Below are 1,239 nucleotides of genomic sequence, written 5' to 3' on the forward strand. Positions count from 1 at the left end.
CTTACAGTTCGAGGTTCGGCAGTCTGCTCAGGGCCTATAGTCTGGTCGGATTCACGCCGGAGCGGGACTATCGCCCACATCGAGATCAACCGGCAATTGCGCCAGCTTCATCCGGGCATTGTGACCGAACTGGTTGCCGGTATCGCGGCCACGGGCAGCGAGACCTGGTAGGAGCCTGAGACCGACCGGGTGATCGTCAATGGCGAATTCAGCGTCTCGGTGGTGATCGCGCGCTGTTTCGAGATCCCGACCGGGCTCCTTCGCTGGAAGCTGCGTTTCGACAGTTCGCTCGCGCCCGACATCGCCGTGGTCGTACGCATGGACAGGGCCAACTGCGCCATTTGACTATTATCGAGGCGATCGGGCTTAAGCGCCCAATCACGGTGGCGCGCCATGATGGCCCGGGCGGCGTGCGCTATGATCTGGTCTGCGGCGAAGGCCGACTTGAAGGCATTCCAGATGCTCGGCCAGAGCAGATCCCGGCCGTGGTGATCGAGGCCAGCGAGAGCCAATGCCTGGTGATGAGCCTGGTGGAAAACATCGCCCGGCGCACGCCGCGTCCGATCGACATCATGCGCGAGATCGGCGCCTTGCGCGCAAGGGGTTTCAGCGACACGGCCATCGGCGAAAAGCTCGGCGTGGGCGCGTCCTGGGTCAACATGATCGCCTCGCTGCTTGAGCGCGGCGAGGAACGTCTGGTCGCCGCGGTCGAAACTGGCGTGATTCCGATCACGCTGGCGATGGAGATCTCCAAGGCCGAGAGCGAAGAAGCCCAGACGCTGCTGCTCGACGCCTATGAGACCGGCAAGCTCAGAGGCAAGAAACTCGCGGCGGCGCGGCGGATCCTCGACATGCGCTTGCGGGCGCAGCGCAAGGGCCTGCCCTTCGGGCCGTCTGGGGCGCAAGGGCAGCGGGAGGCGCATGACCGCCAATGATCTCATGCAGGTCTATCAGCGCGATGCGGAAAAGCAGCGGCTTTTGGTCAAGAAGTCCGATTTCACCCAGACCCGGCTCCTGTTCATCGTCGAGGCGCTCAAAGACCTGCTCAGCGACGAGGGGTTCCTCAACCTGCTCAGGGCTGAGGGTCTGGCAACAATGCCGCGGGCGCTGGCGATGCGGATTTCGGGAGAGAGCGATGGCTGAGCGGATCGAGGATTCGGGCGAGCGCATCCGTCAGGGGTTCGAGAGCCAATTCGTGACCGTACCTGTCGCAAAGATTGTGCCACTCAAGACGCTGCC

Annotated in this window: 3 protein-coding genes; all 3 read left to right on the forward strand. The window is 63.4% G+C overall.

The features are described 5' to 3' along the window. The first annotated feature begins 189 nt into the window (after window positions 1-189). Genes CHEJ32_RS27530 through CHEJ32_RS27540 form a run of 3 tightly spaced genes read left to right on the forward strand, consistent with a single transcriptional unit; the run spans window position 190 to window position 1,143 of the window. Window positions 190-345 carry a hypothetical protein gene (locus CHEJ32_RS27530; RefSeq protein ID WP_198023918.1) on the forward strand — a complete coding sequence of 52 codons (156 nt, stop codon included), beginning with the start codon at window positions 190-192 and terminating at the stop codon, window positions 343-345. A gap of 38 nt (window positions 346-383) precedes the next feature. After that, complete coding sequence (locus CHEJ32_RS27535; protein ID WP_198023919.1) at window positions 384-935, forward strand: plasmid partitioning protein RepB C-terminal domain-containing protein; 552 nt, start codon at window positions 384-386, stop codon at window positions 933-935. Continuing rightward, window positions 922-1,143, forward strand: coding sequence for a hypothetical protein (locus CHEJ32_RS27540; protein WP_198023920.1), 222 nt, complete (start codon window positions 922-924; stop codon window positions 1,141-1,143). The genes CHEJ32_RS27535 and CHEJ32_RS27540 overlap by 14 nt, the downstream gene beginning before the upstream one ends. Window positions 1,144-1,239: the final 96 nt, after the last annotated feature.

Source organism: Chelativorans sp. J32, assembly GCF_000518985.1.
Lineage (GTDB): Bacteria > Pseudomonadota > Alphaproteobacteria > Rhizobiales > Rhizobiaceae > Chelativorans.